Annotated in this window: 18 protein-coding genes; 10 read left to right on the forward strand and 8 right to left on the reverse strand. The window is 69.6% G+C overall.

The window, feature by feature from the left end; translation table 11 throughout:
• Positions 1-32: 32 nt before the first annotated feature.
• The 3 genes from AA0Y20_RS16010 to AA0Y20_RS16020 form a co-directional block, all read right to left on the reverse strand.
• Entirely contained in the window at positions 33-347 is a 315-nt protein-coding gene (locus AA0Y20_RS16010) for a biopolymer transporter Tol (protein ID WP_412936266.1), read from the reverse strand.
• A 48-nt stretch (positions 348-395) separates the two neighbouring features.
• On the reverse strand, positions 396-1,427 hold the full coding sequence (locus AA0Y20_RS16015) for a fatty acid desaturase family protein (protein WP_412936268.1): 1,032 nt from the start codon (positions 1,425-1,427) through the stop codon (positions 396-398).
• A gap of 238 nt (positions 1,428-1,665) precedes the next feature.
• Positions 1,666-2,001, reverse strand: coding sequence for an ATP-dependent DNA ligase (locus AA0Y20_RS16020; protein WP_412936270.1), 336 nt, complete (start codon positions 1,999-2,001; stop codon positions 1,666-1,668).
• 136 nt (positions 2,002-2,137) lie between these two features.
• On the opposite strand from AA0Y20_RS16020, the gene AA0Y20_RS16025 reads away from it, so the two are divergent.
• The 3 genes from AA0Y20_RS16025 to AA0Y20_RS16035 all read left to right on the forward strand — a co-directional run bounded on the left by AA0Y20_RS16025 (position 2,138) and on the right by AA0Y20_RS16035 (position 3,798).
• Positions 2,138-2,347: a hypothetical protein gene (locus tag AA0Y20_RS16025; protein ID WP_412936271.1), complete on the forward strand. Its 210-nt coding sequence runs from the start codon at positions 2,138-2,140 to the stop codon at positions 2,345-2,347.
• A 256-nt stretch (positions 2,348-2,603) separates the two neighbouring features.
• The gene (locus AA0Y20_RS16030) at positions 2,604-2,861 is read left to right on the forward strand and encodes an ATP-dependent DNA ligase (protein WP_412936272.1); all 258 of its coding nucleotides are present in this window, start codon (positions 2,604-2,606) and stop codon (positions 2,859-2,861) included.
• A 19-nt stretch (positions 2,862-2,880) separates the two neighbouring features.
• Positions 2,881-3,798 carry a helix-turn-helix domain-containing protein gene (locus AA0Y20_RS16035; RefSeq protein ID WP_412936275.1) on the forward strand — a complete coding sequence of 306 codons (918 nt, stop codon included), beginning with the start codon at positions 2,881-2,883 and terminating at the stop codon, positions 3,796-3,798.
• Between the two features lie 11 nt (positions 3,799-3,809).
• Here AA0Y20_RS16035 and AA0Y20_RS16040 read toward each other — a convergent pair whose 3' ends face one another.
• The 5 genes from AA0Y20_RS16040 to AA0Y20_RS16060 all read right to left on the reverse strand — a co-directional run bounded on the left by AA0Y20_RS16040 (position 3,810) and on the right by AA0Y20_RS16060 (position 9,807).
• Complete coding sequence (locus AA0Y20_RS16040; RefSeq protein WP_412936277.1) at positions 3,810-4,997, reverse strand: sensor histidine kinase; 1,188 nt, start codon at positions 4,995-4,997, stop codon at positions 3,810-3,812.
• Positions 4,998-5,004: 7 nt separating this feature from the next.
• The gene (locus tag AA0Y20_RS16045) at positions 5,005-6,093 is read right to left on the reverse strand and encodes an ABC transporter permease (protein WP_412936280.1); all 1,089 of its coding nucleotides are present in this window, start codon (positions 6,091-6,093) and stop codon (positions 5,005-5,007) included.
• Positions 6,090-7,031, reverse strand: coding sequence for an ABC transporter ATP-binding protein (locus AA0Y20_RS16050; RefSeq protein ID WP_412936283.1), 942 nt, complete (start codon positions 7,029-7,031; stop codon positions 6,090-6,092). Before AA0Y20_RS16050 ends, AA0Y20_RS16045 begins: the two co-directional genes overlap by 4 nt.
• Positions 7,032-7,041: 10 nt before the next feature.
• Positions 7,042-8,664 (reverse strand): sensor histidine kinase, encoded by a 1,623-nt coding sequence (locus AA0Y20_RS16055; protein ID WP_412936286.1) that lies wholly within the window; start codon positions 8,662-8,664, stop codon positions 7,042-7,044.
• A 66-nt stretch (positions 8,665-8,730) separates the two neighbouring features.
• The gene (locus AA0Y20_RS16060; protein WP_412936289.1) at positions 8,731-9,807 is read right to left on the reverse strand and encodes a glycerophosphodiester phosphodiesterase family protein; all 1,077 of its coding nucleotides are present in this window, start codon (positions 9,805-9,807) and stop codon (positions 8,731-8,733) included.
• 103 nt (positions 9,808-9,910) lie between these two features.
• On the opposite strand from AA0Y20_RS16060, the gene AA0Y20_RS16065 reads away from it, so the two are divergent.
• The 7 genes from AA0Y20_RS16065 to AA0Y20_RS16095 all read left to right on the forward strand — a co-directional run bounded on the left by AA0Y20_RS16065 (position 9,911) and on the right by AA0Y20_RS16095 (position 19,072).
• Entirely contained in the window at positions 9,911-10,813 is a 903-nt protein-coding gene (locus tag AA0Y20_RS16065) for a Bax inhibitor-1/YccA family membrane protein (RefSeq protein ID WP_412939670.1), read from the forward strand.
• Positions 10,814-10,901: 88 nt separating this feature from the next.
• Positions 10,902-12,131, forward strand: coding sequence for an ROK family transcriptional regulator (locus AA0Y20_RS16070; RefSeq protein ID WP_412936290.1), 1,230 nt, complete (start codon positions 10,902-10,904; stop codon positions 12,129-12,131).
• 104 nt (positions 12,132-12,235) lie between these two features.
• Positions 12,236-13,594: an extracellular solute-binding protein gene (locus AA0Y20_RS16075; RefSeq protein ID WP_412936292.1), complete on the forward strand. Its 1,359-nt coding sequence runs from the start codon at positions 12,236-12,238 to the stop codon at positions 13,592-13,594.
• A gap of 7 nt (positions 13,595-13,601) precedes the next feature.
• Positions 13,602-14,546, forward strand: a complete 945-nt coding sequence (locus AA0Y20_RS16080; RefSeq protein WP_412936294.1) for a carbohydrate ABC transporter permease — start codon at positions 13,602-13,604, stop codon at positions 14,544-14,546.
• Position 14,547: 1 nt separating this feature from the next.
• On the forward strand, positions 14,548-15,399 hold the full coding sequence (locus AA0Y20_RS16085) for a carbohydrate ABC transporter permease (RefSeq protein ID WP_120264543.1): 852 nt from the start codon (positions 14,548-14,550) through the stop codon (positions 15,397-15,399).
• A 27-nt stretch (positions 15,400-15,426) separates the two neighbouring features.
• Entirely contained in the window at positions 15,427-18,456 is a 3,030-nt protein-coding gene (locus AA0Y20_RS16090) for an alpha-mannosidase (RefSeq protein ID WP_412936297.1), read from the forward strand.
• A 25-nt stretch (positions 18,457-18,481) separates the two neighbouring features.
• Positions 18,482-19,072 carry a hypothetical protein gene (locus tag AA0Y20_RS16095; RefSeq protein ID WP_412936300.1) on the forward strand — a complete coding sequence of 197 codons (591 nt, stop codon included), beginning with the start codon at positions 18,482-18,484 and terminating at the stop codon, positions 19,070-19,072.
• Positions 19,073-19,175 lie beyond the last annotated feature (103 nt).

A 19,175-nucleotide genomic window follows, 5' to 3' on the forward strand; every position in this document is an offset into this window, starting at 1 on the left:
TGCGAAGCGTGATCGTCACGCCGTGACCGGTGTCACCCTTCCTCGAGCTCATCGAGCTCGTCCAGCCGCCGCAGTGCATCTCGCGCCCGTGCGAGGCGTTCGCCCTCGGGCTCGTCCCACCAGTACGGGCCGCGTTCGCCCAGACCGTGCTTAGCCAGTCCCACGCGCTCGCGCGCTGCCGCCACGGCCTCGTCGTCCCCGTGGCGCTTCGCGGCCCCGACCGCCGATCGTCCGCGGCCGAGGTGGGACGTCAGCGCCGCGACGACATCGTCGGGGAGCGACGGATCGGTGCGCCGCCAGCGTCGCCCGTCGATGACGAGCCAGCGTTCGGAATCGACATCGGCCACGGACTCAGTATGAGCCGTGGCCAATGTCGAGGATGCTGCGGCTGCGCGTCAGGCGCGACGGAACTCTGCGCGCATCGGGCAGTCGAACGGATCGCGTGCGGCGAGCCCGACACGGTTGAGGTAGTCGATGACGATGGCGTACGAGCGCCACAGGGTCGTCTCCGTGTACGGCACGTTCAGTGCGTCGCACTGGACCTTGACGATCTCGCGGGCACGAGCGAGCGCCGGACGGGGCATGTTCGGGAAGAGGTGGTGCTCGATCTGGTAGTTGAGCCCGCCCATCAGCCACGTCGCCCACCAGCCGCCGCCGATGTTGCGTGACGTGCGCACCTGCTTGCTGAAGAAGTCGAGCTTCGCGTCGGGCGCGATGATCGCCATGCCCTTGTGGTTGGGCGCGAACGAGGCTCCCATGTACAGCCCGAACACGGCGACCTGCACACCGAAGAAGGCGAAGGCCATGCCGATCGGCAGGAAGATGAAGACCGGTGCGACGAAGAGCGAGAATCGCGCGAGGATGAGAACGATCTCGAGCGCACGCTTCTTCACCGGCCCGCGGCTGAAGAGATGACGCATCGACAGTGCGTGGAGGTTGAGGCCTTCGAGCAGCAGCAGCGGGAAGAAGAACCATCCCTGCCGCTGGGTGATGAACCGTCGGATGCCGCGAGCCGTTGCGGCATCCTCTTCGATGAACGAGATCGTGTCGATCTCGATATCGGGGTCCTTGCCCACCTTGTTCGGGTTCGAGTGGTGCCGGGCGTGCTTCGACGTCCACCACGACAGGCTCATTCCGACGACGCCGACGGCGAGGAACCGGGCGAGGCGGTCGTTCGCGGGGCCGGAGGCGAGCACCTGACGGTGGTCGGCCTCGTGAGCGAGGAAGGCGACCTGGGTGAAGACGATGCCGAGGGCCCCGGCGATCAGCAGCTGGAACCAGCTGTCGCCGAGGAGGACGAAACCGGTCACGCAGCCGCCGATGGCCAGGATCAGGGCGAGGCCCACCAGTCCGTAGAACCACGGGGTGCGGCGGAGGAGGCCCGATTCGCGCACGACGCGCGAGACATCGGTGAAGGCCTGGGCCATCGGGGGGAACTCGGCTGTTCCGGCATAGGTGGTGCGGACAGGGCCGAGACGCGACTCGACGACGGATGAAGCGATGAGAGCACCTGCTGACTCGTTCGTGACCGTGGAGGTCGGGGAGCAGAAGGCGGATGCCGACGGCTGCGGCCCACACTACGGAGCGATGGATCGCCGCAGCGGTATATGCCCGGGTCTCATCGCGGATGCACGGCGACTGCTCAGGTGCGGCGGCCCGTGCCGGTCACTCCGAGCCGTCGAGGAGCGCTCCGACGCGAGGCGTGTCAGCCGGCTCCGGCACGACGTACAGGCCCGTCGGAGAGTTGGCGGTGTACGTGAGCGCCTCGAGCCACGCACGGTTCAGCGACGGCGTGCGACTGCCGTAGTACTTGAAGACGAGTCCGCAGCCCGGATGCAGCCACACGGTGGTGCGGCCGTCGCCGATGCTGACGTCGTCCTTCCAGGTGAGCGTGAACGCTTCTCCGCGACGCAGCTTCGTCGTGATCACGGTCTGAAGGTGCGCGAGCGTGCGGTCCTCGAAATCCGCTCGGATCTGGTTCTCATAGATGAAACGGCCCACCGCGTCTCCCTTCCGTTCCGGGCCGACCCTAATGCCCACCGTGCGCGGTCGGCATCCCCTTGTGCTCGACGACGTGATCGGTAGTCTCGCCTGACACGGCGTACTCGACGCCGGTGCGATGCGAAGGGCGGATCCCGTGGCCAAGAGAGTCGACGTGTTCTACGGTGGCCGTCCGTACAGCATCGGCGGACGAGACATCGACGACATCCGCGCCGAGATCGCTGCGGCTCTCGCGCTCGGACACGGTTGGCTCACCGTCAACGACGGCGAAGGCGTGGCGCAGACGACCGATCTGCTCATCACTCCCGGGGTGGACGTCACGCTCGCCGATATACCCGGTGATTAACGTGTTACGTAATCGTCTGTAAAAGTCAACCCCCTCCCGATCTCCCACGACTGCCTGAAATCTGCGGTGGCACAGCACTGCTGTGCGCGTCGCGGATCGAGTGCGCGCGGATCGGATTCTTCCGCGCGACCCCCCGACACGATCGCGGAAGCTGTTGATCGCGCCGACGGGTGCGCAAGGAGGAATATTGGGCAGGTTTGTTTACGACGGCAACAATCGCGTCGAGATCGAGGACCGTACGCTCGCACACCTTCAGATGACCATCGGGGCGAAGCTCCGTCGCGGTGAGGCGTTCTTCTTCACCTGGAAGGACGACGTCAGCGTCGGCAAGGGCCGGACGACCGTGTGGATGCACGCCGGAGCCTCCCTCGTCTTCACGTTCCACGGCAGCCGCACGCCTGCCATCAACCGCGCCTGGCTCGAGGCGCTCATGTACACGGCCAACTCCCCCGCGGGGCTGTATCTCGTACCCGAGCCCGCGGAGTCCGCGACCGACAAGCTCGTTGTTGAATAGTCAGCCCGTTCGACGGGGGTTGCAGACCGACGACCCCGGTCGGGCACAGGAATCGGTCAGTTCGCTGTACGAGACCCCGGTCGCCCTCGCGGTGGACGGTACGACGCCCTTTCGCTACGAGATGGCGGCTCTCGCCCACCCGGCCGCGGCGGCGGCGGCGGTGCGGTTCACCGGAACGATGCGATCCACGACGCGAGCATTCCCCCGTCTGATCGTGGCGCACGCGGCTCACGGCAGCCATCGCTGGCAGGTCGGCGGCGAATCGGGCGATGGGCGGACTCCCTTCGTCATCCCGCCCGAGACGGAGTTCACCGCTGAATTCGGTCAGCTGCATCTGCGCACCTTCAGCATCACGACCGAGACGCTCGACCACGTGGTGCGCGCGATGATCGGAGATGACCCCCGTCACCTGCAGTTCTCGGGGCTGAACCGTCGGGCCGAGAATCCGCGGCTCGTCGCCGAGACCCTAAGGTTCCTCGAGGCGACGATCCTGGCCGATGAGAAGGTCGCCGCCTCGCCGCTGATGCGGACCCAGCTGGTTCACCAGGCGGTCGCATCGCTCATCACGGCGTTCCCCGTCATCGACCCGGAGGAAAGCGAGCGTCGCCGGCCGACCGCACGCGCCGTCCGCCGGGCGGTCGCCTTCATGGAGGAGAACGTCAGCAACGCCATCAGCATCAGCGACATCGCGGTGGCCTCCGGCACATCGGTGCGGGCGCTTCAGAGCGCGTTCCACAAGGCCTTCGAGATCCCCCCGAGCACATACCTCCGCCGTCTGCGGATCGAGGGTGCTCATCGCGAGCTGCGCGCCGCGCCGCCCGGATCGACGACGGTCCGGGACGTCGCCATGCGCTGGGGCTTCGCCCACACGGGGCGGTTCGCTCAGCTGTACGCCGCGATGTACGGCGAGCACCCGTCGCACACCCTCCGACGCTGAGGCCCGCTTCGTCAGGAAGCCGTCGCGACGGTCGGATCCGGGAGCAGGATCCACACGCGCGCCCCGCCGAGCGGGGAGTCGTCGAGACCGATACGCCCGCCGTGCGCCTCGACCACGCGGCGGCACGTCGACAGGCCGATCCCGAGACCCTCGGCGTCGGAGTGCCCGCGCTCCATGAGGGCGAACACGCGGTCCCGGTCTGCGGGAGGCACGCCGGGGCCGTTGTCGTCGACGGTGATGCGCCATCCGTTGTGGACCGCGTGGGCTTCGACGCGCACCTGCGGAACCCGCCCGACCGCGGTGGTGAACTTCAGCGCGTTCGCGACGACGTTCTGCAGCACCGCACGCAAGAGGGTGGGGTCGCCGACGGGCGCCACGTCGATGTCCTGCGCGATGTCGGCGGCCGAGGCCGAGATCGTCGCATCGAGATCCTCGACGACGGCATGCATCACGGCATCCAGGTCGACGCGCTTGCGCTGCGGACTCGCGCCGCCGACGCGGGCGTACGAGAGGATGTCGGAGATCATGGCGTTCATGCGGTCGGCCGCCGACTCCGCGCGAGCCAGCACCCGGGCAGCCTCGGGGGCGTTGTCCATGTCGGGACTGTCGATCGCAAGCTCGAGGAAGCCGGTGAGCGCTGTCAGCGGATTGCGCAGGTCGTGGCTGATCTGCCCGGCGAACCGCGAGAGCTGATCGTTCGATTCGCCGAGCTCACGGCTGATGCGGCGGAGCTCGAGCAGATCGACGACCTGATGCGCGAGCAGATCGAGCGCCTCACGGGACTGTTCCTCGAGGTCGCCGACCGAATCGTTGAAGACGCAGAGCGTGCCGATGGCGACACCGGCCGGGGTGATGAGCGGGCTCGACGCGTAGAACCGCACATGGGCGATCTCACCGGTGACGAACGGGTTGGCGGCGAACCGCTCGTCGAGCCGGGCGTCGGGCACGACGACCCGCCCCGGGCGCGCGATCACCGCTGCGCACATGGAGTCCTCGCGGGAGCAGACGGCCGGCTCGAAGCCGACCGCAGCGATCTGATGCTGCGATCGGTCGTCGATGATGTTGATGACGGCCGTGTCGACGCCGCAGACGGTGGCCGCGAGGCGGACGATCCCCTGCAGGTCGGGTGCCGGCGCCTCGCCGATCACGTGATAGGCGTCGATCGCCTCACGGCGGGTGATGTCGAGTTCGGTGACCATGGCACTCTTACGCTATCCGCGTTCCGGGGGGCAGGGCTCGGGCCGGCGTCCTCGTCCGCGACCATGCGCCCGCGACCAGCAGACCCGCGACGACGATCTGTCCGCCGAGCCCGACGAACCAGCTCGGCACCGTCCGGTCTCTGATCTCGGCGGGAGTCGTGACGGTGTCGTCCTGAGCCGGCCGGCATTCGTCGTATCCCGTCTCGAGATCCGGGGCGATCTGCGCCTGACGGACCCCGGACGCGATCTGCCCGAACAGATCGACCGGGTAGCCGAATCGGTCGTACTCGGCGGGAGTCGCGTCGGCCAGGATGACGAACGGATTGGCCGCAAGCACCCACCACACGCGGTCGAACCTCGGCACGGTGTACCTCGACTCCTCCGGCTGGCCGCAGACCATGCGGGCCGGATCGTTCCAGCACTCGTCTCTGCCGTCGATGCACTGCGGCGACCCGTCCGCGTTGTACATCGCAGGGCGATAGGTCGCTGTCGCCTCGCTCGAGAAGGCGGTCGCGCCGAGCCCGAAAGCGATGAGCGTTCCGAAGACGAGACCGGAGACCACGAGGTAGGTCGCCGCGACGGAGAAGAGCGGGCGGGCGATGAGGCCGCTCAGCCCGACCCCGATCGCGGCGATGACGCCGATCTCGATCACGAGGACGACCAGCGAGACCACGACGACGACGGGATCGACTCCCCCGGCGAGAGTCGCGATCACGAGGAACGGTGCCGCCACGACGGCGAATGCGAGGCCGGTGATCCAGGCGGCGAGGACCTTCCCGAGCAGGATCTCCGAGGTACGGGCGAGGGTCACCTGGACGGGTGCGAGAGTCGCGGCCTCCCGGTCGCCGTTGACGGAGTTCCCGCTCAGCGTCGGCGAGACGAGCACGACCAGGAGCAGCGTAATGATCACGATCGTGGAATAGATGCCGGCGCCGCGCTGGTCCGCCTCGGACACGCCGCCGAAGGCCAGGAACGCGAGTGCCGTCACGCCGACGAGCAGCACCGCGAAGATGCCCAGCAGCACATACCACGACACGGTGCGCACGCGCTGGAGCAGCTCGAGCCGGGCGACGGTCCACAGCCGGGCGATGCTCATGACGCCTCCTTCCCCTCGGCGCCGAGATCGAGGAAGGTGTGCTCGAGCAGTCCGGTCGCCGCCGAGAACTCGGAGACGGCGACGCCGGCGTCCAGCAGCGACCGCAGACCGGCAGCCGCCTCGCTCTCCGAGGCGAACGGAATCAGGACGTCGCGACGGTCGGTCGGCACCCGCGCCACGTCGAGTCCCAGGGCTGACGCGATCGGGAGAACCGCGCCCTGCGCATCGAGGTCGGCGACGCGCACCCGCCAGGTGCGCGTGCGACGCGCGGCCGCAGCGACCCGATCGGGGCTGACGGTCGCACCGTCGAGGAGGAACACCGCGTCGTCGACGACCTCCTCGAGCTCCGAGAGGATGTGGCTCGAGATCAAGACCGTCTTCCCGGCAGCGGCGAAACCTCGCAGGAGTCCGCGCAGATCGACCCGGGCCTGGGGGTCGAGCCCGGAGGCCGGCTCGTCGAGCAGGAGGACGGAGGGATCGTGCACGAGGGCGCGAGCGAGTCCCAGTCGCTGCTTCTGTCCGCGCGAGAGCACGCGAGCCGGAGAAGCGGCGAGCTCGACGAGCCCGACCTGGTCGAGAAGCTCGCCCGCTCGGCGAGACGCGGCGGTCTTGTCGAGGTCGTAGAGCCGGGCGGTCGTCTCCAAGGTCTCGCGCACCGTGAGCGCGCCCCAGGCGCCGAGGGCGTCGGGCATCCAGCCCAGCCGCGCACGGGCCTGCGCCGGGGCGGCGACGGGATCGATGCCGGCGATGCGGATGCTGCCGGCGTCGGGCTGGAGCAGCGAGGCGAGCATCAGCAGCAGTGTCGTCTTCCCGGCGCCGTTCGGCCCCACGAGCCCGGTGACGGCACCGGCTCGCGCATCGAGATCCACCCCGCGCACGGCTTCGACCCGCCCGAAGGATCGACGGACATCGCGGACGGAGATCCCGGCGGTGAGCATGTCCGACACCCTAGGGGACCGTGGTTGCGGGATCGAGCGGCGCGTCCGAGACGGGCGAATCTGCCGACGGCAGCCGCACGACCGCCGTCGTCCCCTGTTCCGCCCCGGCGAGCAGCCGGACGTCCCCGCCGTGCGCGCGGGCCAGCCCCCGCGCCAGTGAGAGACCGAGTCCGAGTCCCTGATCGGCACTGCGGCGCGACCGGGCGGTGCGATAGAACCGCTCGAAGGCCTGCCTGCGCTCGGCGGCGCTCATCCCCGCGCCCGCGTCGGCGACCGCGATCATGACGGCTCCGGGCTCGCCGGTGATCGTCACCGACACCGGGCCGCCGGGAGGCGACGCCTGCCGCGCGTTGCGGAGCAGCTCCGCGACGATCGACTGCAGATCGCGAGCCGCGATACGCGCGTCCGCGGGTGCCCCGGCCACCGTGACTGCGACTCCGTGGTCCTCGTCCGTCGCTTCGGCCACAGCCCGATCGACGACGGCCCGGACGTTGCACGACGGCGATCCGGGTGCCACCTCCGCGCGACCGGTCGCCAGCATCAGTTCGACCGTGTGCTGCAACCGCTCGGCGGCGCGATGGATGGTCTCCCAGCGGTCGCGATGCTCGGGCATCGCGCCGGCGACGGCGAGCTCGGCATTGCCGAGGATGACGGTGAGCGGAGTGCGCAGCTCGTGACCGACCGTGTCGAGGAACCGATCGCGCACATCGACCGCCTCGACCAGTTCGGTCACGTCCTGCGCGACGACGAGCACTCCGATGGGCTCGCTGTCGAGGGAGATCGGGCGGGCGATGAAGCGCAGCGCGACCTGGTCGCCGGGGTCGCCGACCCAGACGCGACGCGCCTCCGCGAGTTCACCCGAAAGGATGACGTCTCGAAGGTACGGGCCCAGCACGATCGGCGTGACCCGGTCCTCCTCGTAGACCGACGTCCGCCCGTTCTGATCGAGCGAGATCGCGATGCCGGCGCGGCGTGACAGGTCTCGGGCGGGGGCGTTCGCGACCAGCACCGCACCGTCTTCGCCGAAGAGGACGATGGCGTCCGGGCTCGTGTCGAGCAGCTGACGCAGCGCCGCATCCGTCCGATTCGACGACTCGAGCGCCTCGGCCAATCGATGCTTGGCCTTCCGGGCGCTCTTGCGCTGACGGCCGAGGTCGGTCGCGACGAACCGGCTGCCGATCGCGAACATGCCGAGGAGCGCCGGCACGGTCGCGAGGGACACCCACTCGCTCAGTCCCGCGGGGACGGCCGGCGATGCGGCGAGAGGGAGCAGCCCGGCGACCACCACGCCCGCAGCCGTGACGATCGGCGGAAACGCGAACGCGAGCCACGCGATCGGGAAAATGACCAGCATCCCGGTCACCGGCAGCAGGTCGATCGCACTGCTGCGCAACGGCGCGCAGGCGATGATCGACACGAGCGGCACAATGCAGACCCAGACGGTTCCGCGGGTCGGCTTGTCGCGCCACACGAACCACATCGCGATGCAGGCCGCGAGGATGACACCCGCACCCACGACGTAGGCCACCGTGATGCGCGCGGGGTCGACCACCGCGACGGTCGTGGTGATCATCGCGGTCGACGCGCCCATCAGGTACTGCGCGTAGGGCTGGATCCGGGGTCTGCTGAGCATGGCGCCTCATCCGCGGGCATCCGCTCGCCCGACGACGATCACCTTCGCGACCCACGGGCTCCGCTGTCAAGTCCGTGACAGCGGTCGGTGCACGTGCGTGAAGGCGTCCACTCCGATGTCCGGGTGGTCGACGAAGACGCCGTCGACACCGGATGCCGCGAGCTCTGCCCACTCGCCGCGGTAGTCCCCCCACGCGGAACGTCCGCCGCCACGCCGGTGACGGCGGACGAGGAAGGCGTTCTCGGGCCGCGCGGTCCACGTGAACACGAGGAGATCGCGCTCGTGCGCGGCGCCGACCAGATCACGCCCGCCGCCGGCCCCTCGCGGCGGGTCGAGGATCATCCGCTTGTCGAGGCTCACACCGGCCACCCGTCCGCGCAGAGCGTCGAGTCCCGCGGGCGACGCCCAGGCGCGGTAGCCGCGGACGTGCTCGCCTCCGGCGGCGACGAGGTCGTACGGGGCGCCGTCTGCCTCGAGGAGGAAGACACGCGTGCCGGGCACCCCGGCGTCGGCGAGCCGGTCGAGCACTGTCAGCTCGAAGGACTCGATCCACAGCGGGAGCCGGGCCGCGTCGGGACGCCTCGTCGCGAGCTCGGCGCCGATGAGCGCGGCGACGTCGAAGCCCGCGTCCGCGAAAAAGGTGGCGTGCTTGATCTCGACCACGACGCCCGGTCGGCGCCCGGACCTCTCGGCGAAATCCGCGACCAGGTCGAAGAGGTCCTGCAGCCGCAGCATCGGCTCCGCCCCGTCGCGCCGGGCGCTGTCGGGTCGCAGCTGCGGAAGTCGCTCGCGACATCGCAGCCGCGACAGCTCGTCCCACGTGAAGTCCTCGGCGAACCATCCCGCCACCGCGGCGCCGTCGACCGTCTTCGTCGTGCGCCGCGACGCGAACTCCGCGTGATCGGCGACATCGGTGGTCGACCCGATCTCGTTCTCGTGGCGGATCACCGCGACACCGTCGCGGCTGAAGACCACGTCGGGCTCGACGGCGTCGACGCCGTTCTCCAGGGCCAGCAGATACGAGGAGCGGGTGTGCTCGGGCAGGTACCCGGGCGCACCGCGGTGGCCGATCACGAGCGGGCGGGGCACGGTCCCAGGGTAGGCCCGGCCGCGCGTGGTTTCGCTGAGGGCGATCGGCTTCATGGCCTGCTCACAGCAGGGAACGCACACCTCGGGAACCGGTTCCCGTAGGCTGGGTGAACACGGCATCCAGCTGTGTCGACCCTCGACTTGGAGTGTGAGAGCAGTGGCCCTCAATAACCCCGCATTCGACAATCCCGCGTTCAAGGAGCAGCGGCCGGGTCTGACGCCGCCCGCCGCCCCCGGCATGCAGACCGCCTCGGCGCAGCACGCCGGTGTGGACGTCGCCGCACAGGCGCAGCTCGAAGGCATGTACGCCTCGCCGGCCGCCGGTGCCCGCGAGACCGACCGCATGACGGTGGAAGACACCGTCGTCAAGACGCTCGGGCTCTTCGCGATCCTGCTCGTGACGGCAGCCGTCGGCTGGGTGTGGACCCTGTCCACCGTCGTGCCCTCGAGCCCGAACCCCAGCCCGACGCTCCTCCCCTGGATCATCGGCGCGCTCGGCGGCTTCGTCCTGGCGATGGTCGTCACCTTCACTTCGCGCAAGAAGGTCCGCCCCGGCCTGATCTTCGCGTATGCGGCCTTCGAGGGTCTGTTCGTGGGCGGCATCTCCGCCTACCTCGAGTTCATCTTCCCGGGCATCGTGATGCAGGCGACCCTCGCGACGCTGGCCGTGGTCGGCGTCACCCTCGCGCTGTTCGCGAGCGGCAAGGTCCGCGCCTCGGCCAAGGCCACCAAGATCTTCATGATCGCGATGCTCGGCTACCTCGTGTTCTCGCTGCTGAACGTCGGCCTGATGCTCTTCGGCGTCATCCCCGGCGGCATGATGTTCGGCCTGCACAGCATGAAGGTCGCCGGCATCCCGCTCGGCCTCATCATCGGCGTGCTCGTGGTCATCATGGCGGCGTACTCGCTCGTGCTCGACTTCGACAACATCCAGCGGGGCGTCCGCAACGGCGCACCGCGCAAGTTCGGCTGGGTCGGCGCGTTCGGCATCATGGTCACGGTCGTCTGGCTGTACGTCGAGATCCTGCGGATCATCGCGATCCTGCGCGGCAACAACTAACGCGACCCCGCGATCCACGAAGGCCCGTCCGGTTCGCCGGGCGGGCCTTCGCCGTGCGCCCGCACAGTAGGGTTCGACCGGAGGAACCATGAGACGCGGCTCGAACCTGCCGGCCGTCGGCACGTACAACCAGACGCTCGTGCTCGACCTGATCCGGCGCTCCCCCGACGGCATCAGCCGCATCGAGCTCGCCGCCCGCACCGGGCTCTCCGCGCAGACGCTCAGCAACGTCGCCCGCCGTCTCGTCGCCGAGGGCTGGGTGCGTGAAGGCACTCCCGTCGTCTCGGGCCCCGGAAAACCTCGCACACCCCTTCAGCTCGACCCCGCGGCGCGCTGCGCCGTCGGGATCCACCTCGATCCGGCGGTGGAGACCGTCGTCGTCGTCGACCTGCTGGGTCACGTCGTCGCGCAGACCGAGCGCACGCCACGCCCCGACGCGACCCGCGAGGAGATCGTCGCCGACCTCGTCGGCACCGTCGAGTCGCTCCTCGTCGAGGGCGGCAGATCGCGGGCGTCCGTCCTCGGCATCGGCGTCGCGGCGCCCGGCCCGCTCGACGCGGAGGCGGGAGTGCTGTTCGAGCCCCCGCTCCTGCCACCGGTCTGGCACGATCTCGCACTCGGCCCGCTGCTGCGCGAGGCGACGGGTCTGCCCACGACGGTCGAGAAGGACGTCGTCGCGGCGATGGTCGGCGAACTGTGGCGCGATGCCGCGCAAGAGCTGCAGGACTCGATCTTCGTCTACTACGGCGCCGGAGTCGGGGCGGGCCTCGCCGTCGACGGAACGCCGATCCGAGGGCGGACGGGGAACGCCGGCGACGTCGCGCACCTCGTCGTCGAACCCGGCGGCCCGCTGTGCGGGTGCGGTCAGCGCGGATGCCTCGGTGCCGCGATCGCCCCCGAACGACTGCTCGTCGACGGGGGCGTGATCGGCGACAGCGAGCCCGTGGCAGCGCCTGCCCTGCGTGAACGCCTGCGCGAACTCGCCTCCCGGGCCCGCGACGGCGACGATCGCGCCTCAGCCGCCGTGAGGCGAGCGGGCTCGAGCCTCGCGCGCGCCGTCGTCCAGATCAACAACCTCCTCGACGCGGATGTCGTCGTCGTCGGCGGCCCGTTGTGGACGCTGCTGTCGGCGACAGCGGGCCCGGTGCTCGCGGATGCCGTCGCGGCGAGCACCGAGACGGCCACAGTCCGCGGCATCCGGGTGCTCGAAAGCGGTCTCGTCCCCGACGCTGCCGCCGTCGGCGCCGCGTGCCTCGTGCTCGACGCCGCCATGACGCCGCGGCCGACCGACCTGATGATCGCGGGCGCGACGCACTGACGTCGGAGGAAAGGCCAGGTCGAGCCTTGTCCTTTTATTCCATTTGGTTTAGAAAAGACGTGCGCGCGCACCAGCGCTCTCGTCCAAGCAAAGGAGCTTCGACCATGAAGAGATCCACTACGACCGCGGCGGCCGTCGGAATCGCCGTGTTCTCCCTCGCTCTCACGAGTTGCGGAAGCGGCGGCGGGGGCGACGAGGCATCGTCCGACACCATCCGCGTCGCCTACCAGAAGACCACCTCGTTCACGGCGATGGACGAGCTCATGAAGAAGACCAAGGAGGAGTACGAGGCCGCCAACGAGGGGATGACCGTCGAGCTCGTGCCGATCGAGGCCGAGCAGGACCAGTACTTCACCAAACTCGCCCTCATGAACGGGTCGGCGGGGACGGCACCCGACGTCATCTACGAGGACACCTTCCAGATCCGCTCGGATGCCGCCGCGGGCTACCTGCAGCCGATCGACGACTACCTGGCCGATTGGGACCAGTGGGAGCAGTACGACGACGGCGCCAAGCAGGCGGGACTCGGCGACGACGGCAAGACGTACGGCGTCTCGCTCGGCACCGACACCCGCGGTCTCTACTTCAACAAGCAGCTCTTCGCCGCCGCGGGGCTGCCCGAGGACTGGGCGCCGGAAAGCTGGGACGACGTGCTCGAGGCCGCGCGCACCATCAAGGCGAGCAACCCCGACGTCATCCCGTTCAACATCTACGCGTCGCAGGCGCTGGGTGAGGCGACCTCGATGCAGGGCTTCGAGATGCTGCTCTACGGCACGGAGGACCAGCTGCTCGATACCGACTCGAACAAGTGGGTCACCGGATCGGCCGGGTTCCTCGACGCGCTCGAGTTCTACCAGACGATCGCCGACGAGAAGCTCGGCCCCGACCCCGCGCAGGCGCTCGACGCCGGCTGGGGAACGAAGGTGAGCACGGAGCTCCTCCCCCAGGGCGGCATCGCGATCGCGCTCGACGGCTCGTGGCTGCCGAGCAACTGGATCGACGGCGAGAACGCCTGGCCGGAGTGGGAGCAGACGATGGGCTTCGCCGCCATGCCGACCCAGGACGGCGGGGGCGACGGCTTCACCTCGATGTCGGGCGGTTGGACGCTCGCGATGGGGTCCAACGCGAAGAACCCTGAGGCGGCCTTCGACTTCATCGCCCAGGCTCTGACGTTCGAGAACGCGCTGATGTACCACCAGGAGGCCGGTCAGATCGCCGTGCGCAAGGACGTCGCGGCCAGCCAGGAGTACCTCGACTACAACCCGTCGTTCGAGTTCTTCTCATCACTCGTGCCGTACACCCACTTCCGGCCGGCGACGCCCGACTACTCGCAGATCTCGGCCAACATCCCGCGCGCGACGGAGTCGATCTTCACCGGTCAGTCCACCCCGCAGGACGCCCAGGCAGCGTACGACTCCGCTCTCGTCGGCATTGTCGGCGAGGAGAACACGCAGGCGGGCTGATCCGGTCATGACCGCCACCGCCACCGTCACCACCGGCGGTCGGCACCGCCCGGGCCGGGAGATCACCTCCCGGTCCGGGCGGTCGGCCGGCCGTGCCGCCGCACGTCTGCTCCCGCTGCTGCCCGCGGTCCTCCTGCTGCTGGCGTTCATGCTCGGGCCGATCGTCTACGCCCTCTACGGCTCGCTCACCGACCGCGCGATGACCGGCCCGCGCGCCGCGAACCCGCAGTTCATCGGGCTCGACAACTACACGGCCCTCTTCGCCTCGGGAGAGTTCTGGCTCTCTCTCGGGCTCACCGTCGTGTTCGTGCTCGCATCCGCCGTGATCGGCCAGAACGTCCTCGGGATGCTGCTGGCCGTCCTCATCCGCAGCTCGGTGAAGCCGCTGCGGTCGCTCGTCGGCGGCCTCGTGGTACTCGCCTGGGTCCTTCCCGAGATCGTCGCCGCCTTCGCCCTCTACGCCTTCTTCCAGACCGACGGCACGCTCAACACCTTTCTCGGCTGGTTCGGCCTCGAGGGCACGAGCTGGCTGTACTACTTCCCGATGCTCGCGGTCATCCTCGCGAACATCTGGCGCGGCACCGCCTTCTCGATGATGGTCTACAACGCCGCGCTCTCGGAGGTGCCGCCCGAGCTGATCGAGGCCGCGACGATCGACGGCGCCGGAGCCTGGCAGCGGTTCATCCGCGTCACCCTGCCCGTCATCCGTCGCTCGATCTCCACCAACCTGCTGCTGACGACGCTGCAGACGCTCGGTGTCTTCACCCTCATCTGGGTCATGACGGGAGGCGGGCCCGGGACGCAGTCGTCCACGCTGCCCGTGCTGGCATTCCAAGAGGCGTTCAAGTTCGCCCAGGTCGGCTACGGCACGGCTATCGCCGTCGTCACCCTCCTGATCGGCGCCGTGTTCTCCGCCGTGTACATCCGCATCCTGAAGCCGGAGGTCGACTGACATGGCCGCCATCGCGACCTCGGTCTCGGCGCCGCGCAAGCGCGCCCAGACCGTGCTGTCCTCGGTCATCCTCGCCGCGATCGGGGTGCTCTTCCTCGTCCCGCTGCTGTGGATCGTGTTCGCATCGTTCGACGGCGACGCGAAGGTGACCATGAAGGTGCCCGACACCTGGACGCTCGAGAACTACACGCAGGTGATGACGTGGGAGCTGACCTTCCAACCGCTCCTGAACTCTATCCTCGTCTCGCTCGGCACCGCCGTCATCACGGTCGTCGTCGGCGTGCTCGCCGCTTACCCGCTGTCCCGCTACGCGATGCGGTTCCAGAAGACGTTCATGTACGCGATCCTCTTCGGCACCGGGTTGCCGATCACCGCCATGATGGTGCCGGTCTACGCGCTGTTCGTCTCGTTCGGACTGCTCGACTCGGTATGGGGCGTCATCGTCTTCATGGCGGCGACATCCCTGCCGATGGCGATCTGGATGCTGAAGAACTTCATGGACTCCGTGCCGATCTCGCTCGAGGAAGCCGCGTGGGTCGACGGCGCCGGGTCGATGCAGGCCCTCGCGCGCATCGTCATCCCGTTGATGCGATCGGGGATCGGCGTCGTGTTCATCTTCGTGTTCACCACCGCGTGGGGGAACTTCTTCGTCCCCTTCGTGCTGCTGTTCACCTCGTCGAAGTTCCCGGCAGCCGTGTCGATCTTCAACTTCTTCGGCCAGTACGGCTCGATCGCCTACGGCCAGCTCGCCGCCTACTCGGTGCTCTACGCCGCCCCGATGGTGGTGCTGTACGTCCTCGTGCAGCGCTTCTCCGGCGGTGCATTCGCGCTCGCCGGCTCCGTCAAGGGCTGACGCACGTCCTCTTCGAAAGGCTTCTCCATGCACGACCGCTCCACCCTCGCTCTGCTGCGCATCGACCGGTTCATCCGCGAACGTCTGGCCCCGGCGGTGCACCGCTCGTCTCATCCGCTCGCGATCGCCTTCTGGGACGCCCCCGGAGAGCCCGTCGCCTTCGGCGAGGCGCGCGCCGGCGAGTACCGCCCGATCGAGATCGGCCAGCCCTGGGGACGCCCGTGGGGCACGACCTGGTTCCGCGTCACGGGTGATGCTCCGGCCGACTGGTTCGACGGTGACCGACCGATCCCGGGAACGCGACCCGAGCTCGTCGTCGACCTCGGGTTCACGGCCGGGCAGGCGGGCTTCCAGTGCGAGGCGATGGTGTGGTCGGTCGACGGCCGCCCGCTGCGCGGGATCGCCCCGTTCAACAACGCTGCGGCCGAGGCCGTGGCTCCGGGTGGAGCCGTCGACGTCTTCGTCGAGGGCGCGTCGAACCCCGACGTCGGCAGCATCTTCACGTTCGCGCCGACGCCCGTCGGCGACCGGGCGACGGCGGGCACCGATCCGGTGTACGTGCTGCGCGCGGTCGACGTGCGCCTGCGCTACCTCGAGGTATCCGATCTGCTGGCCGACACGACCGCACTGCGCGGACTCGCGGCGCAGCTCGATCCGTCCTCGCCGCGTCGCGCCGACATCCTGTATGCGTTGGAGCGGATGATCGACGTCGTCGACCCGGACGATGTCGCGGGAACCGCCGCCGCCGGTCGCGCGGTGCTCGCACCGGTGCTGGCGGCCCCGGCCTCGGCGAGCGCGCACACGCTGCACGCCGTCGGTCACGCCCACATCGATTCGGCCTGGCTCTGGCCGGTGCGCGAGACGGTGCGGAAGGTGGCCCGCACCTTCTCGAACGTCCTCTCGCTGATGGACGACGACCCCGACTTCGTGTTCGCTGCGTCGTCGGCGCAGCAGTACGCCTGGGTCAAGGAGTACTACCCCGATCTGTTCGAGCGCATCCGTGCGCGTGTGGCGGAGGGCCGGTTCGTGCCCGTCGGCAGCATGTGGGTCGAATCCGACACGAACCTCCCCGGCGCCGAGGCCCTGGCCCGGCAGTTCATCGCGGGCAAGGGGTTCTTCCGGCGCGAGTTCGGCATCGACACCCCCGAGGTGTGGCTCCCCGATTCGTTCGGGTACAGCGGCGCCCTCCCCCAGATCGCCAAGGCGGCGGGGGCGCGCTGGTTCCTCACCCAGAAGATCTCGTGGAACGAGACGAACCGGATGCCGCACCACACGTTCCGGTGGGAGGGCATCGACGGAACACGCCTGTTCACCCACTTCCCGCCGGTCGACTCGTACAACTCCGTCGTGTCGGCGGCGGAGCTGGCACACGCCGAACGGAACTACGCCGACAAGGGACGCGGCACCGTCTCGCTGCTCCCCTACGGCTTCGGCGACGGCGGCGGCGGCCCCACCCGCGAGATGACCGATGCGATCGCCCGTACCGCCTCGCTCGAGGGGTCACCGCGCGTGGTGCACTCGACGCCCCAGCGGTTCTTCGAGACCGCGGAAGCGGAGTACCCCGAGCCGGAGGTCTGGGTCGGCGAGCTGTACCTCGAGTTCCACCGCGGCACCTACACGAGCCAGCTCGCCACCAAGCAGGGCAACCGGCGCAGCGAGCACCTGCTGCGCGAGGCCGAACTGTGGGCGGCGACGGCGACCGTCCGTACGGGCGCCCCCTACCCCGCCGAGCGGCTCGCCCGCATCTGGGAGACGGTGCTGCTGCAGCAGTTCCACGACATCCTGCCGGGGTCGTCCATCGCGTGGGTCTACCAGGACGCCGAGCGCAACTACGCCGCCGTCGCCCGCGATCTCGAGGAGATCATCGGCGAGGCGTTGACGACGCTCGCCGGATCGCCCGAACCGGGAGACGCCACGCACGAGCTCCGGGTCAACGCCGCGCCGCATGCTCGCGGCGGAGTCGCTGCGCTCGGCGCGGCCCCCGCCGCCGAGGTCTCCCGGGTGAGACCCGTGCGCGACGACGACGGCTGGGTGCTCGACAACGGCATCGTGCGCGTGGTCGTCGACGACCGCGGCCTGATCGTCTCGGCGGTCGACGTGGCGAGCGGCCGCGAGAGCGTGCCGCCGGGTACGGCATCCGCTCTGCTGCAACTGCACCGCGACACCCCGACCCAATGGGATGCCTGGGACGTCGATGTGCACTACCGCAACACGGTGACCGACCTCACCGGCTGCGACGACCTCGCGGTCGACGGCGACGAGATCGTCGTCACCCGGTCGTTCGGCTCGTCGCGAGTGATCGAGCGCATCGGGCTGGCGGCGGACTCGCGCACCGTGTCGCTCGGGTTCGAGCTCGACTGGCACGAATCGCAGAAGCTGCTGAAGCTCGCGTTCCCGGTCGACGTGCACACCGACAGCGCGACGTCGGAGGTGCAGTTCGGGCACATCGAGCGGAAGACCCACACGAACACGTCGTGGGATGCCGCGCGCTTCGAGACCGTCGCGCAGCGATGGGTGCGCGTGGGCGAAGCCGGCTTCGGCGTCGCGGTCGTGAACGACTCGACGTACGGCCACGACATCACCCGCGCGGAACGCTCGATCGGCGGCGGCACGGTATCGATCGTGCGGCTGTCGCTCATCCGGTCGGCCCTCTTCCCCGATCCCACGCAGGATCAGGGGACGTACGCGCTGCGGGTGGGCCTGGTCGTCGGTGCGGACGTCGGGGATGCCGTCGTCGAGGGCTACCGACTGAACCTGCCCGAGCGGGTGGTGACGGGAACCGCATCCGCGATCGATCCGATCGTGAGCGCGGCGGATCCCGGAGTCGTCGTCGAAGCGGTCAAGCTCGCCGAGGACGGCTCGGGAGATGTCGTCGTGCGCCTCTACGAAGCACTGGGACGCCGCGTCGACACGGTCGTGCGAGCCGGCTTCGCATCTCGCACGGTGACGCAGACCGATCTGCTCGAAAGGGAGGTCGCGGCATCCGCCCTCGTCGATGACGGGGTGGCTCTCTCCCTGCGCCCGTTCGAGATCGTGACGCTCCGCTTCTCCCGCTGATCCCGCGTGTCGCTAGCATCGTCGCGTGATGACCCGGCGCCTCGCTCCCCTCGTTCTCGTGTTCACCGCCGCCGCCCTGACGGCGGGCTGCGCCCCGGCCGCGGAGGGCACGAGCGCCGGCACCGACGGCTCGACGCCGGCCGCGAACGCGCCGAGCGCGGCGTCCGAGGACGGCGGGACGCGGGCGTTCGCGAGCCCGGACTGCGCCGCCGTCGAAGCCGTCGTCGCGCCCTACATCGACGGCCTCGTCGCGCGCGAGGACAACGGTTCCGATGAGTACGGCACCCTCTGCGGATGGGAAGCCCCCGAGGGGACGATCGACCTCGACGACATCCGCTCGGTCGAGGTGTCGATCAGCCCCGACCCGGCTCCCCCGCTGAGTGCCGCCGACCTGGAGACGGTCGGGTTCACTCCGATCCCGGATGCCGCCGTCGAAGCCGCGGGCGGCATCGCCTACACCTCGGGCCTCACCGTGCCCGTCGCCGCGGTGATCGTCACGACGGTCACCCTTCCCGACGTCGAGGTCATCGTCACGGGCGGGCAGTGGGCCGACCAGCCGGCGCTCGACGGACCCGCCGCGGTCGATGTGGCCGCTCGCCTGCTCGGCCTCCGCTGACCTCGCGCCCCGCGGCGAGCCGTCAGCTTCGGAGGCCGTCGCGAACTCCGGACCGACGTGCACGACGAGTCCGAAGTCCGCGACATCCTCCGCCGTTGAGGCG

The sequence above is a fragment of the Microbacterium pratiae genome (assembly GCF_047302165.1).
Taxonomy (GTDB): Bacteria; Actinomycetota; Actinomycetes; order Actinomycetales; family Microbacteriaceae; genus Microbacterium.

Bases quoted from the DNA above. Each gene is read 5' to 3' on its own strand.
- AA0Y20_RS16015 (WP_412936268.1), bottom strand. From the start codon at position 1,427: ATGGCCCAGGCCTTCACCGATGTCTCGCGCGTCGTGCGCGAATCGGGC.
- AA0Y20_RS16030 (WP_412936272.1), top strand. From the start codon at position 2,604: ATGACCATCGGGGCGAAGCTCCGTCGCGGTGAGGCGTTCTTCTTCACC.
- AA0Y20_RS16040 (WP_412936277.1), bottom strand. From the start codon at position 4,997: ATGGTCACCGAACTCGACATCACCCGCCGTGAGGCGATCGACGCCTAT.
- AA0Y20_RS16045 (WP_412936280.1), bottom strand. From the start codon at position 6,093: ATGAGCATCGCCCGGCTGTGGACCGTCGCCCGGCTCGAGCTGCTCCAG.
- AA0Y20_RS16050 (WP_412936283.1), bottom strand. From the start codon at position 7,031: ATGCTCACCGCCGGGATCTCCGTCCGCGATGTCCGTCGATCCTTCGGG.
- AA0Y20_RS16055 (WP_412936286.1), bottom strand. From the start codon at position 8,664: ATGCTCAGCAGACCCCGGATCCAGCCCTACGCGCAGTACCTGATGGGC.
- AA0Y20_RS16060 (WP_412936289.1), bottom strand. From the start codon at position 9,807: ATGAAGCCGATCGCCCTCAGCGAAACCACGCGCGGCCGGGCCTACCCT.
- AA0Y20_RS16070 (WP_412936290.1), top strand. From the start codon at position 10,902: ATGAGACGCGGCTCGAACCTGCCGGCCGTCGGCACGTACAACCAGACG.
- AA0Y20_RS16075 (WP_412936292.1), top strand. From the start codon at position 12,236: ATGAAGAGATCCACTACGACCGCGGCGGCCGTCGGAATCGCCGTGTTC.
- AA0Y20_RS16080 (WP_412936294.1), top strand. From the start codon at position 13,602: ATGACCGCCACCGCCACCGTCACCACCGGCGGTCGGCACCGCCCGGGC.
- AA0Y20_RS16085 (WP_120264543.1), top strand. From the start codon at position 14,548: ATGGCCGCCATCGCGACCTCGGTCTCGGCGCCGCGCAAGCGCGCCCAG.
- AA0Y20_RS16090 (WP_412936297.1), top strand. From the start codon at position 15,427: ATGCACGACCGCTCCACCCTCGCTCTGCTGCGCATCGACCGGTTCATC.